This is a genomic window from Agathobaculum hominis (assembly GCF_014288055.1).
GTDB lineage: Bacteria > Bacillota > Clostridia > Oscillospirales > Butyricicoccaceae > Agathobaculum > Agathobaculum hominis.
Genome location: NZ_JACOPK010000001.1, coordinates 307,393 through 320,365, shown reverse-complemented (window position 1 = coordinate 320,365; position 12,973 = coordinate 307,393). Strand labels below are relative to the sequence as shown.

General features: G+C 53.0%; 14 protein-coding genes and 1 pseudogene. 12 read left to right on the top strand and 3 right to left on the bottom strand.

The window, feature by feature from the left end:
- Positions 1 to 242 precede the first annotated feature (242 nt).
- On the bottom strand, positions 243 to 692 hold the full coding sequence (locus H8S02_RS01560) for a hypothetical protein (protein ID WP_186968927.1): 450 nt from the start codon (positions 690 to 692) through the stop codon (positions 243 to 245).
- A gap of 25 nt (positions 693 to 717) precedes the next feature.
- Positions 718 to 858 (bottom strand): annotated as a pseudogene (locus tag H8S02_RS12870) (site-specific DNA-methyltransferase); the annotation flags it as partial.
- A gap of 294 nt (positions 859 to 1,152) precedes the next feature.
- Here H8S02_RS12870 and H8S02_RS12445 point away from each other — a divergent pair.
- The 11 genes from H8S02_RS12445 to H8S02_RS01505 all read left to right on the top strand — a co-directional run bounded on the left by H8S02_RS12445 (position 1,153) and on the right by H8S02_RS01505 (position 9,821).
- A complete protein-coding gene (locus H8S02_RS12445) occupies positions 1,153 to 1,350 on the top strand; it encodes a hypothetical protein (RefSeq protein ID WP_243166354.1) in 198 nt (65 codons plus the stop codon).
- A 21-nt stretch (positions 1,351 to 1,371) separates the two neighbouring features.
- Entirely contained in the window at positions 1,372 to 1,506 is a 135-nt protein-coding gene (locus H8S02_RS12440) for a HepT-like ribonuclease domain-containing protein (RefSeq protein ID WP_243166353.1), read from the top strand.
- 269 nt (positions 1,507 to 1,775) lie between these two features.
- Positions 1,776 to 2,960, top strand: a complete 1,185-nt coding sequence (locus tag H8S02_RS01545; RefSeq protein WP_186968926.1) for a Mov34/MPN/PAD-1 family protein — start codon at positions 1,776 to 1,778, stop codon at positions 2,958 to 2,960.
- Positions 2,960 to 3,685, top strand: coding sequence for a ThiF family adenylyltransferase (locus H8S02_RS01540; protein ID WP_186968925.1), 726 nt, complete (start codon positions 2,960 to 2,962; stop codon positions 3,683 to 3,685). The genes H8S02_RS01545 and H8S02_RS01540 overlap by 1 nt, the downstream gene beginning before the upstream one ends.
- A gap of 18 nt (positions 3,686 to 3,703) precedes the next feature.
- Positions 3,704 to 4,000 (top strand): hypothetical protein, encoded by a 297-nt coding sequence (locus H8S02_RS01535; RefSeq protein WP_186968924.1) that lies wholly within the window; start codon positions 3,704 to 3,706, stop codon positions 3,998 to 4,000.
- Between the two features lie 18 nt (positions 4,001 to 4,018).
- Positions 4,019 to 4,600 (top strand): hypothetical protein, encoded by a 582-nt coding sequence (locus H8S02_RS01530; RefSeq protein WP_186968923.1) that lies wholly within the window; start codon positions 4,019 to 4,021, stop codon positions 4,598 to 4,600.
- A 1-nt stretch (position 4,601) separates the two neighbouring features.
- Positions 4,602 to 5,261, top strand: a complete 660-nt coding sequence (locus H8S02_RS01525) for a hypothetical protein (protein ID WP_186968922.1) — start codon at positions 4,602 to 4,604, stop codon at positions 5,259 to 5,261.
- Positions 5,258 to 6,019 carry a Rad52/Rad22 family DNA repair protein gene (locus tag H8S02_RS01520; protein ID WP_186968921.1) on the top strand — a complete coding sequence of 254 codons (762 nt, stop codon included), beginning with the start codon at positions 5,258 to 5,260 and terminating at the stop codon, positions 6,017 to 6,019. Before H8S02_RS01525 ends, H8S02_RS01520 begins: the two co-directional genes overlap by 4 nt.
- 13 nt (positions 6,020 to 6,032) lie before the next feature.
- On the top strand, positions 6,033 to 7,814 hold the full coding sequence (locus tag H8S02_RS01515) for an AAA family ATPase (RefSeq protein ID WP_186968920.1): 1,782 nt from the start codon (positions 6,033 to 6,035) through the stop codon (positions 7,812 to 7,814).
- A gap of 3 nt (positions 7,815 to 7,817) precedes the next feature.
- A complete protein-coding gene (locus H8S02_RS01510) occupies positions 7,818 to 8,840 on the top strand; it encodes a CHC2 zinc finger domain-containing protein (protein WP_279287258.1) in 1,023 nt (340 codons plus the stop codon).
- 12 nt (positions 8,841 to 8,852) lie between these two features.
- The gene (locus tag H8S02_RS01505) at positions 8,853 to 9,821 is read left to right on the top strand and encodes a DUF6744 family protein (RefSeq protein WP_186968918.1); all 969 of its coding nucleotides are present in this window, start codon (positions 8,853 to 8,855) and stop codon (positions 9,819 to 9,821) included.
- Positions 9,822 to 9,883: 62 nt separating this feature from the next.
- Here the strand turns inward: H8S02_RS01505 and H8S02_RS01500 are convergent, their stop codons facing one another.
- Positions 9,884 to 11,290 carry an S-layer homology domain-containing protein gene (locus H8S02_RS01500; protein WP_186968917.1) on the bottom strand — a complete coding sequence of 469 codons (1,407 nt, stop codon included), beginning with the start codon at positions 11,288 to 11,290 and terminating at the stop codon, positions 9,884 to 9,886.
- 247 nt (positions 11,291 to 11,537) lie between these two features.
- Between H8S02_RS01500 and H8S02_RS01495 the strand changes: the two genes are divergently transcribed.
- A complete protein-coding gene (locus H8S02_RS01495; RefSeq protein ID WP_186968916.1) occupies positions 11,538 to 12,953 on the top strand; it encodes an S-layer homology domain-containing protein in 1,416 nt (471 codons plus the stop codon).
- Positions 12,954 to 12,973: the final 20 nt, after the last annotated feature.

The following is a 12,973-nucleotide window of genomic DNA, read 5'->3' as shown; positions in this document are numbered from 1 at the left end:
GAGTAAGAGCACCGAAACGAAGGCTTTGCAAGCAATGGAAAGGGATATCCTTTTGGACAATTTCACTTCCCTCATTGTCCGACAGGATATCCGCTTTCCGCTTGTTGGGGAGCACCCCAACCCCCCGAAAAATCCTAACGGATGTTTTCGATTGCCGTCCAAAGTTCGACAAGCCCTGCGCCAATCGGCGCAAAAGAAATGCCGCAGGCAGTATCGCAATGATACCGCCTGCGGCATAGTTTTTATCTCGCCTGCGATTGTTCGCTCCGACGTTTTTCCGTTTCACGCGTCTGCTGTGCAGCATCGATTTGGAGCAAGCTGTCCACATTCTTCTTTATGGTTTCCAACTCCTGTGCCTGCTGCTTTAGTGGACGATATTTCGCATAGGCAACACGCTTTTTCTCCAGCAGTTCCTTGTACTCAGCCTGCAAATCCTTTATTGCAGGCAGCTTCTTCTCGCCGTATTCCTCAAAGGCCTGCTTCGCTGCGCGGTGTAGCATCAGTTCATCCTCATGCGCTGAGGCAAACGCCGCCTTCTTCGCGGCTGGCAGCTTGCGGTATTGCAGATAGATGTCGCGGGTCTTGGCATAGTTCACGATATGCGTCCGCAGATCCGCAATGCGCTCCATGCGCTGCTCATATTGCCGGATCGTTGTCACCGCCGCATCCCGTTTTGCGGTCTGCTCTGTCACCAGATTCTCCAGTGCGGCGTACTCTGTGATTCCGTGCTCGGTGAGGTAGGTCAGCGTCTTTGCAGCTCTCCGGCATGGGATTGCCCTTGCGCCAGATGATGTCGCTGCGGAGATACCAGCCGTCTGCGCGAAGCGCAAAGGCAAGCATCCACGGGATGCCGATCATAAGTGTATAGAGCATCTTTGCCGCCACAGACAGTTCTTTGTAGGCGGAACTGAAAAGAAGTTTGGGGATGCGATAGAAAGTGTACTGGTCTGCTTCCATGCCATAGAAGTAATCCAACATGATAGGGTCTGCCATTGAAATTGCCCTCCATTTCTGCGACGGCGTAGGGCAATTTGGGCAGCAAAAAACGGCACCGTTCTAAAACAGTGTCGTTTTTGCTTATTTTGTTGCGACCCAAGCCTTTTCAGCCGTCTTTTGTGTGATTTGGTTTTGTTCCTTATCAACATCAAACCTATGCTGTCGCCTGATTTGCAACGCATCAAGCATATTCTGGATTATTGTAACGAAATCGAAAAAACGATTGCCCGTTATGGCGACTCCTTTGCTATTTTTGACACAAATGCAGATTATCAGCGTTCCATTTCTTTTTCCATTATGCAGATTGGTGAACTCAGTGGTGGACTTTCCGAAGAATATCGCCGCAAAACATGAGAGCGTATTCAATAGGGGCCAATGAAAGGTATGCGTAATATGGTCGCACACAGCTATGGCAGCATGAGTCGTGAAATCATTTGGGAAACGGCTTCTGTTGATATTCCCTCACTGAAATCTTTCTGTATTGAACAAATTCGGCAAAATGAAACATAAATTCAATTCTGATACGGTATGATACCATTCATGCCGTATTTTTATTTTCCTCGGAACAATCTTCAACTATCCCGCCCCTACAAAACATGCTACACTACTCACATAACAGGTCAAAGTAACTTCATGTCAACGTATCCCGCCCGGGCGTTTTTCTACCCTTAGGCCGTAACAAATGCTTTGAAACCTGAACAGACAAATCAGACCATGCAGATCCTTTTGCGGACTTGCATGGTCTTTTTTTGCCTGAAAAACAACAAGGAGGAACCCTTATGAACACCGAAAACAATCCGAACCCCATGAATCTGGACGAACTGTTTGCGTCCCCCGCAACGACCGTTCCCGAACCATCACCCGCCGTCGAACCACAGTTCTCTACCGTTTCCGAACCTGCTGCACCTAAGCCGGACAACATTGTTGACCTGTTCGGCGCAGTCGTAGAGCAGAGCGAGGAAGATACCCTCACGGAACTTATGGCGAAAAGTGCCCAAAGTCGCCCCGTATTTGACTACGCTTCCATTCAGGACGAAATCAAGGACGCGGGAATGACCTTTGAGCAGCTTCGCGTCAAGATGTCGGCAGACTGTCCGGAGCTGGAGGCTCGCGCCCATGTTTCGTGGTCGCTCAGCTACGCCGGCTTCAGCGAACGTATCACTGACGTAAACAGCACGATCTATGACGCGAAATCCAAGATGGAACAGAGTAAGAAGTTCAGGGACGCACTGAAAAAGCGCAAGCCTGCGGATAAACTGCCGGTTTGCAGCGTCAAGCCTACCGTCACCGCGCAGAAGAAGGGAATTCTTCCTTTCCCTGCATACAAGGCAGTCTGCGAAAGCGTGGATGCGGCAGAAAAAGCGAACGCGCCTATCTGCTATATTCCTTCGCAGAACGGGCAGATTTACGAAATGCGCCGCAACGAGATCGGTACGTTTATCGCGCCGTCCTCGAAAATCGTGGAGCTGGACATGGTACGGGCAGGGTTTCAGATGAACCTGCCCCGGCTTCCAGCCGCCAAGCTCGCGGAAATCATCTCGTTCTTCCGCCGTGTCTGCATAGCGCATGACCGCTGCATGGAAGCGCTCGTCAATGTGTACTGGGACCGCGTGGAGCAGGAATATATCCTGCACGTTCCGACGCAGCAGGCTACCGCAGTCAGCGTGGAAACAGATCTTTCAGACCGCCCGGACGAAAGCCGCTATTATCTCGTGATGGAGGTTCACTCGCATAACATGATGGCGGCGCAGTTCTCCAGGACGGACGATGCGGACGAACAGGCCACGCGCCTGTACATGGTCATCGGACGGCTGGACCGGTTCTATCCCGAGATCCGCTGCCGGTTTGCCTGCGGCGGACAGCACATTGAAATTCCCGCCGAACAGGTCTGTGAACGGACCGATGTGCCGTTCTCGACTGCGTGGCTCACCGCCGTTCACGCCCACCGAAGGGAGGCAGCGTGATGCGCTTTCGGACAGACTGCCCCGTTCACATCGTGATGCTCGGCTGCGGCGGCACCGGCGGTCATATCGCACCGCACCTGTACCGCCTGCTGCACGCGCTGTTCCGTCCGTCTAAGGTCATTCTTTGTGACGGCGACATCGTGGAGAAGAAGAACCTCGTTCGGCAGAATTTCATCGCGTCCGATCTCGGCAAGAATAAGGCAGAAGTGCTGGCAACGCGCTATTCCGGCGCATTCGGCATGGAAACCTGCTTTTCGGACCGCTTCGCAGAGAGTGAACAGCAGCTTAAAAATCTGCTGACACCCAATCAGCGGAACGCGCTTGTCATTCTGATCGGCGCGGTGGACAACAACCGCAGCCGTCAGCTCTGCAACAGCGTCTTTTATCAGATGCGTGAACTCATTTACATCGACTCCGGCAACGGCCTTTCCAGCGGTCAGGTGGTCTGCGGTATCCGCCGAGGCGGCCGCACCGTACAGAAACCGGTTGCACGATTTTATCCGGATATTCTCGAACCAACGGACAAATTCCCGTCCGAACGGTCCTGCGCGGAAGCGTCTGTTTCCGCGCTGCAGGCCATTACAGCGAACATCATGGCGGCAACGCTCGTGCTGTGTATGCTGTACAACATTCTGGCCGCCGGAGAACTCGTCACCCGCATGACGACATTCTCCAGCCGAACCGTAAACGTCAGACCGCTGCTCTCCGGACGGAGGGCGGCGTGATGAACGGAGGGAGTATCTATGTCGAAATTAAACCTCTCGTTATTCGTTAATGCCCTTGCGGAACTGCCCTCTGCGGAAGGACTCCCTGATGAACACATCGGGGAGTCTTATCTGCTTGAAAGGGTTATTTTCCCTCTGCTGAACGGAGAAAACGTGTCGATCGATGATCTCGATATGGACGCATTCGACCAGACCTGTATTGATGCGCTAATCGAACGCTGTGAACAGGCCGACGGCGGTTGCTCTGCTCTCGGTCTGTATCAGCAGGCGGTCAATACCCGTCCCGCAGTACAAGCAGACTGTGATTTTGTCTAAAGAAACAAGGAGAACTTTATGGAATATTACGAAGAACTGACGTATGCGCTGAAACAGTTGTCGGTCGTGCAGTCTTTTTATCACGCCGGACGACTGGAAGCATACAAAGAAAACTGCGGCAGCAGCATCGACTGCGATGAGGATTTTCTCTACGCTAACTGGTGGGAACTGCTCGAAGCGGCGGCGGATTTCGTTGATGTCCGCTGGGACGAAAGCGAAACCTGTGAGCGTCTGTACTTCTCGGACGCGGTCATTCGCCGCTGTCTTGCACAGGTCCGGAAACACGCAGATAATCTGGGTATCCGCCTGAAAAACGATCCGTATTATCAGGAAATCTGCAATGATGTTTACGACATCCTGCTCGATGCCTGCCCATACAACTGCTGTTTTCGAGTTGTTGCGCAGACGCACCACAAACGTGGCTTCGGCCTGTCCGTCTGGATCTACTGCGAACAGTTCTACGAGCTCGACGGTCTGCTGAACGGCATTTTAGAGGTCATGGCGTACTTTTCACTGGAAACAGCAAGGCTGGAACACCAAAATATGCTGACCGGTGAACCGATCGTCTTTCCGCAGCTTACAGAAAGCGAGGCGGCGTAGCATGATCCGAGAAGCCATTCTGCATTTCGATCCCCTGCAAACGCAGGTAAAAACCGAATGTATCGACCAGAACGGTCTGCGCAGCGTCAAATTCATCGAAAACGAGGATTTGATGCGGGCAATTCGTCAGCATACCTACGCACCGCCGCTGCACAGCGGTCTGCTGCCGCCGAACTGCGTGGCTCTCACCGCGCACAAGGAGCAGTGGACCGTGACGCTTGCAAGCGACTGCGGCTGCTATGACGTTTTCTATCATAACACCGCTTACGAGAACTTTCCCGTGCCGCGGCTTCTGCTGTCCTGCACGATAAACAGCGGCAGATTACAGAATTTCCGGCTTGCGGTCGCCGATCAGGGCGAACTGACACCGGAAACCGCGCTGTTCAAGTGCCCGTTTCCCAATGTCAGCGGATTTTCGCTGTGTGTCGGCTCCAATGTGTTCACCGGCTACGACACGCCCCGCAAACTGCGGACGCTTCTGCACCGTGTCATGGCCGTTCCGTTCGGTGATGATTACTACCGACCGGAGCAGACGCGGCTGAACCTCGGCGCGCGTGAGCTGTTCGAGCATTTGAAAGACAAGACACCGGCGTATTACTACGAAAACGTGCTGATTTCGTCCGGCAAAACCCTTTCGGATTTTCTGGGAGGTGCCGCATGAATGCCTCTGAACTCTACCGCAGATTGAGCGAACCATTTCCCTCCGCCGATGTGGAGTGGCGTATCACCAAGGTACACCAGCGTTCCGGTCTGGCGGTGCCGTACATCACCAGCCGCGCCATTCAGACACGGCTCGATCATGTAGTCGGCCCGTTCTGCTGGCGCACGCGCTACATTCCGTGGCACCAGTACATTCCCAAGCCGTCCCGCGGCGAAAATCCCGAAGCCGACCGCACGCCGGTCGCGTCACAGCTCTGCGGCCTTTCCATCTACGACGAGGAAAAGTGCGAGTGGATCGAGAAAATCGACGGCGCGGAAAACACCGACTTTGAGAGCATCAAGGGCGGCATTTCGGACAGCTTCAAACGCGCGGCCGTTCTCTGGGGCATCGGGCGGTATCTGTATCTTTTCGATGCCAAATGGGTGACGCTGGACGAGAAAAAACGTATTGCAAATCCTGCCGAACTCACGCGATACTATGTCGACAAGCTGCAAAAGCTGGGGCTCTGCACCGCGCAGAACAGCAATAATGCACCGAACTGCTACCTTGTAAACGGCCTGACGCCCGCACCGATGGACAGCTATCCGAACGCGGTCTGGGTTGACCTCACCACGCCGGACGGTCATACATTGAAAGCGTTCAGTTATGGCACAAACCCCGGCCTGGCCGGCGGTATTTCTCTGAAAACCGCGTCTATCGTGCAGCGAAACAGCGCAAACGGCAGTTACTATGAACTGACAGACTATCAAGCGGTGTGAAGGAGTGAAGAACATGACTGGTTTTGTTATCACACAGCTTTCTCTCTGCGATTTTCGCGGCTTTTCCGGCGAAAAAAGCTGGACACTTGGGCCGCTTACCAAAATCATCGGACACAATTATCAGGGCAAATCCTCAATTGCGGACGCGATCGCGTTTGCGCTGACCGGCGCACCGTATTTCGGCGGGCGCGACTTAGACCGGCTGCACCACAGCGGCGCGGCCATGATGTGGGTGGAAGCTGTATTGCGCACCGATGAAGGCAAGACGCATACTGTTCACCGTATCCGGCAGAACGGCCGCACCGTGCTTTCCGTGGACGGCGCGACCACCACGCAGGAACGTTTCGCGGAACGATTCGGCAGTAAGGACCTTATTCTTTCGCTGCTCAATCCGCTGTACTTCGCGGAAGTTCTCGGCGGGGACGGACGAAAGCTGATTGAGCAGTACCTTGCTCCCGTATCGCATGAAACCGTGCTGAGCAAACTCAGCGAAACCATGCGCGAACTGCTGAAAGACGAAGCAATTTCCGTTCCGGCAACCTATGTCAAGTTCCGCCGCGAGGAACTGAAAGAACTCGAGAAGGACCGTCTGGTGCTGAACGGACAGATGGAGCAGACCGAAATGCAGCGTGCAAAGCTGCAAAAAGACCTTGCCGAAAAGCAGGCTCGGCTTGCTCACGCTGCGGCAGCCTTTGCTCCACTGGAGAAAAGGCAGAACGCACAGGATTTTTCCGCGATAGACGCGGAACTGCAAAAACTGTCCGCGCAGTATGACGCGGTACAGGATAATTCCGCCGAAACGGTGCGTTCCGAACTGCAAAACAGGCTGAAAGCGGTACATTCCCGTGGCTATGCTTCCGAAAACACCACAAAGTTGCAGAAAATGCAGCTTGACCTGCAAATGCTGTACGGACGGTACAGCGATGAAAGTGCGCGGCTCGGCTACCTGCAAAAGCAGGGCGCGTGTCCGACCTGCCTGCGGCGCATGGACGCACAAGGCTTATCCGAGGTGCAGTCTGCCTATCGTCAGCGGTTGCAGAAGATACGCACGGACGGAACAGCGCTGCGGAAGCAGGCCGAAACGCTGAACAAAGAGGAGCAGACGCGAAAGACGCAATTTGAAAGCTGGAAAGCGTCTGAAATTGCTCGTCTGGAGCAGGAATTGCAGAAAATCTCGTCCGCAAGCACCGCAGACCAGCAGAAAGCACTCATCAAGGCGCGTATCAAAGAACTGACGGCAGTGCGTGTTCTCGGCGGTCTGACCGCCGAGGAACAGACGCAGTACAGCAGCCTTGCCGCCGAAAAAGGCCGCCTGGAAAGCGAAATTGATGCTATCTGCAAGCTGCTTTCCGGTCTGCCGCAAGGGCAGAAACAGGCATTAAGCGACCTTGATGCGAAAATCGCTGTTTTGAACGACAAACTGACCGCCGCCAAAGCCTATCAGGCAGAACGCGCACAGCTTCTGTTCGCGCCGCTGCAAATGCACAAGGCCGCGCTAAAGCTCATCGAAGCGAGCAAATCCAGCGGCGAAGTGCATGATGTGTTCAAGCTGACCTACGACGGCCGCGATTATGTGCAGCTTTCGCTGTCCGAGCGTATGCGCTGCGGACTGGAGGTTGTGGAATTGCTGTCACGGCTCAGCGGGCGGAATTACCCGCTGTTCGTGGACAATTCCGAATCGCTCTGCGACCTCGGCGCGGCGCAGCACGCCGGTCAGCTTATTCTGACGCGCGTTGTCAGCGGCCAGACCTTGCAGGTGCAGGCGGCTGAACCGATGCAGCAGAAAGCAGGGTGACGTATGAGTCTTATCACTTTCCCAATTCTGCAAACCGCACGTAAAAGCGGTCTTTCCGTGGGGAACACGGGGAAAACCATGCATATCAACTGCCCGTTCTGCGGCGAAAGCAAGCGGCGGCTGTATCTTTATCCCGATACCGAGCAGTACCACTGCTTTCACTGCGGCGCGCACGGAAATGCAGTAAGCCTGTACGCGCGGCGCACCGGTTTGTCCTATGCAAATGCGTATCACGAGCTGGAAGCCGACCGGATGCTGCATTTTCCTCTGCCGAATGTTCCAAAAGCGCCGGAACGCGAACCTGCATCAATCGAAAAGCGTGACGCGGTGTATCGTGCAATGCTTGGGCTGCTGCCGTTATCCGCAGAACATCACCAAAACCTGCTGCATCGCGGTCTTCCCGAACGGAAAATCCGCGGAAACAGCTACCGCACCCTTGCAGACGGAAAAGAACTGCGCGACAGCATTGCCGCGCAGCTTTCCGCCCGTTTCGACCTCAACGGAATACCCGGATTTTATTTTCGGGACGGATCTTGGCGGCTCTGTGCGTACAGCGGTCTGCTGATTCCCGTCCGCGATACGGACGGACGCATACAGGGTATCCAAATCCGCCGCGACAGTGCCGAGCGCATGAAATATGTCTGGCTGTCCGGTGCAGGCCGGCCTTGCGGCACACCTGCGCGAAGCTGGGTTCATGTGACTGGCAATCGTGCAAAAACTACCGCCGTTATCACCGAAGGACCGCTGAAAGGCGATGCCGCCAGTGCACTGTCCGGCGATACGCTGTTTCTCTGCGTACCCGGCGTGTCTGCAATCAAATATCTGCCGGAAACACTGAAAAACCTGCATTTGACTGCCGTTTACGAGGCATTTGACATGGATAAGCTGCGCAATCCGCAAGTTGTAGCCGCACGAAAGCGGCTGCGGCAGATGATTGCCGACTGCGGACTTCCATGCCGGACGTTATTATGGAACGAAACCTGCAACGGTATTGATGATTATCTTGCCGCACAAAAAATCTGCTGAAGGAGAATTTTTATGAATAACCAGAACAATTTTATGATCGTTCAGGGTGAAAACCTTGACGAAAACCAGCTTCTCGGAAAATTTGTCTATTATTCGCTGGCCGATGTGCTGGTAGACAAGGACGATTTCACGCGCATCTGCCTGTCCATGAACTTCCCGTATGCCGCGCGGCGCATTTCGGTCGTGGACGCATTCCGTAACGCGACCGGTCGTGTGACACGCAGTATCACACAGAACAGCCACGGCTCGCAGGAGATTTTCCGCATCTACTGCCGCGACAATATGCGCGATGGACAGATCTATTCGCGCGAACTGGTGCGCGAAACTGTGGGTTTGAGCACCAATCAGTACGAGAAACTGGCGAATGTGTGCTATGACCGCGACCGCGATGCCATGTTCTGCAATATTGAACAGAACGATACGACCGTTGATGTCCCACAGCTTTGTCGCGAGATGGAGCAGCGGTTTGAGATTTACCGCAACTGCCTTGGCCGCAGTCAGATCGACACGATCGTAACGCATTACCTTGCGTCACTGGACGCTTTGCCAATTTCGATTTACGGCAAGCTGTACTTCGTGCCGCGCCATCAAATGCACAAGGTAGACCTTTTTGAGGACTTTCTTGAAGCACTGAACGAGGCTAACCGCAGTGACAAGCCGCTTGTGGTGAACAGTTTTTACGTTGCGGACGACGATAAGCAGCGCGAGAAAATGACCGCCGAGTTTTACGCGCTCGTGCGCCGCGAAGCGCAGGAGTACGAGGAACGCGCCGCGCACCTCATCAACAATGGTACGCAAAGTCCCGCTATTCTGGAACGCTGGGTAAAGCGTATCCGCGAGCTTGAGGAGAAAAGGCAGCGGTTCGAGGAACTTTTCCGCCGCCAGCTTGACGAAACCGACAGCGAGTTCGATACCCTCCGCCTGTATTCGCAGGAATTGCAGGTACGGGCGATGGGGCTGAGGACGAAGAAAGCTGCGTAAGCATCGGCTCCACCAGTAAAACAATCCGCTGCAGCATCAAATGTTGCAGCGGATTATTCTATTCAGTTATTCATTGGTTTTATTTCTGTCATGCGCAGCATTGTGATGATCGACTGCTCGCAAGTATAGCCATTCTTCGGATCGAATCGATTCGCTCCTACGCCCTGCATGATACCGGTTTGCCTCATCGCATAGACAGAATCCTTTGCCCATGCGCCAATACTTCCGTTGTCAGCATAGAGCGTAGGACTGACTTCGATATTTCCATACAGCACCGTATAAAGGCGCTGCAGGATAACCGCCGCTTCCTGTCGGGAAAGCTCGCGCGTGGGCTGGAAGGTGCCGTCCTCATAACCGGTAACAATACCGAGTGCCGCGATCTGACGTACTATGTCTTCATCGCAGTCGGAGAACGGCTGTGCCAGTTCAGGCAGATTGATGTTTGGGCTTACCGTCTGAATAGTCTGCCAAGCCAGTTCGCAGAATTCATCGCGGTGGATATTCAGGCGGTATGGTGTATGATAGGACAGTCGGAGTCCGTCTTTCTCCGCTTGTTCGACTATATTTTCAGCCCAAGTGCTGGGGAAATAGCAGTAATTCGCCTGTTCGCGCTCATTTCCGTTGCTGTCCAACAGATACTCGGTCGTACCGTGACAGCCGAACCAGCGGTCATTTTCGTGTGATACCTCATCGTAGCGGCTGCTGCTCACCGTTTTGCCGCTGCGGTCGATGAACATATATTTACTGTTGAAATACAGCCGCGGCCACGGTCCGCCGTCCGGCAGATACCAGTCAGTCGCGCCCACGCGAACGGCGACAAGGCCGTTATAAAATAGCTCGCTATCACAAGAGTAATCATACTGACCAACGTTGTAATACTCATCGATATTATCAAGCAGGACGGAAAAATCCGGCCCCAGCAGCGTGTACTGATGGAACGTGTACGGCATTGTGCCGCTATCGGTCCGCACAGTTCTGGTGACCGGGTACTGGCAAAGGACATATCCTTGATCATCGACTGCCAGTACATGACCGGTATGAGGAATGGATACATCGGTCAAGCTACCGTTCAGGTCACACAGCTGATACCTGCCGCCGGTCTCCAGCAGCAGCTGATCATTCGCAGCTTTCCACATGCTGCCGTTGAACAGCGGTGTGATGATCTTTCCGGCGGACAGATCGACCGCACAGATCCATCGGCTTCTATCGTCACTCGGGGTAAATATCAGCTCCCAGATGTCCTTTTCCTCGATCAGTCGACACGGAAAAACCTCGCAGCTGTCAATTTGCCAAGTTTTCCATGTCGGATATCCCGGATAACTGGTATCCTCTTCTGGTGGGCTTTGTTGAAAATGCGTAATTGCCTGCTGCGTAAGCGACATTTGCGAAGATGTGCCTGCTGCTCCGGCTCCGATCAACATGGTGCAGCATAATGCCAGCGCTGATAATACCAAACAGATTTTTTTCATACGACAACCACCTTTCTCTTATACAAAATTATACGCAGCCAAAGGCGGCTGTCAACCTTTCAATGGATCAAGAGCGTATTGACATCCAAATGTAAACCTAATTATAATAATAACAATTAACGATGCCGTAGTGTGACATTCGCATGAAAATTAAGTTGTGCAGAGATGCCATGTCACATTTTGACTGTCTGAAATGTTATACTATATATACCACTATATCAGACCACAGAACAAGGAGGAGTAGAGCATGAAAAAATTACGTTACTTGATCGCGGCGGCGCTCATCGCCGGCAGCATGGCGGTCTGTGCCGGGGCGGTTAGAACTGTCACACCGCAGGAGGCCCTGCAATCCAGTATTACACAGGTGCAGCAGCAATGGCAGAATGAGAATGATAAGAGTATGTATTTTATCGATGGTGATGGTTATGGTGGATACGCATCGCCGCTTGTGCCATCGAAAAACCTTTACACCATCAGTCTCGATATAGATGGCTACATAAAATATGGTTTTCTGGACGGCGTTGTCAATATAGAAACCGGAGAAATGGTTATTCCTCTCGAATATGATACGATAGATGTGCTTGCTGACAATAAAATTCTGTTGTCGAAGGAAATTCTGGGTAAGGAACACTGTTCGGATTTCTATCTTTCCGATGAAAACGGAAATATAACGCCGATGGATCTGCCGGTAGAAGGAATCTGCATGAGCGTTTCAGATGAAGGCTACTTTTTCGTTGGTATTTATGCCAAACGTCCTTTAACTGATGTTATCTATTATCAGGAGCCGACAACCATCCAATATGATATTCCAAAGCTGGTTCTGTTTGACGAAAATATGAATATGCTCCGCGATGACATTGACGGCGGTGTTGCAATCAGCACGCCCGTGTTTCACAACGGACTGATGGCCATTCAGACAGGAAGCACTTTGTGGGAAGGTTCTGTGAAAGGCGCATATGGCAACGGAAAATACGGATTGATTGACAAGACCGGCAAATTTGTCAGCAAAAATGATTTCGATAAGCTAGACTGGCAGGATAATCGCTATATCGGTAAACGTGGTACTAAGCTTTATCTAGTCGATAAGGAAGGCGGAGAAACCGAACTGCCTTCAGACATAGATAAATACGGTGCGTCATGGTTAGATAAATATAGCACATGGGCAAGGCCTGACGTGGCCGCCGCACACGAGCATGGATTGGGGTCTATTTTTCATTATCCCAGACTCGACATCACGCGCGTGGATTTCTGTGAGCTGGCAGTCAATCTGTACAGCAAGATGAGTTCTGTTCCGGAAAACATACCGGACGCAGCTTTTTCTGACTGCGAGGATGAAAATGTTGCAGTCGCGGCGGCGCTCGGCATCGTCACCGGCTACGAGGACGGGACGTTTCGCCCGTATGCGTTCATCACGCGCGAAGAAGCCGCAACGATGCTCAATCGGCTGTACAAGTCGCTTGGCGGCACGGAAACTGTGGAGGGCAGTAAGCAATACGCCGATGACGCCCGGTTCGGCGACTGGTCGCGCGACAGCATCTACACCATGCAGAATATCGGTATCATGAAAGGCGAGGAGAATAACGAATTCCATCCGGACGGCGGTTATACCGGCGAGCAGGCTATCGTAACCATTGAACGGATGTACAATCGGTTAACACAATAAAGAAAAGGCTCCGCGACGCG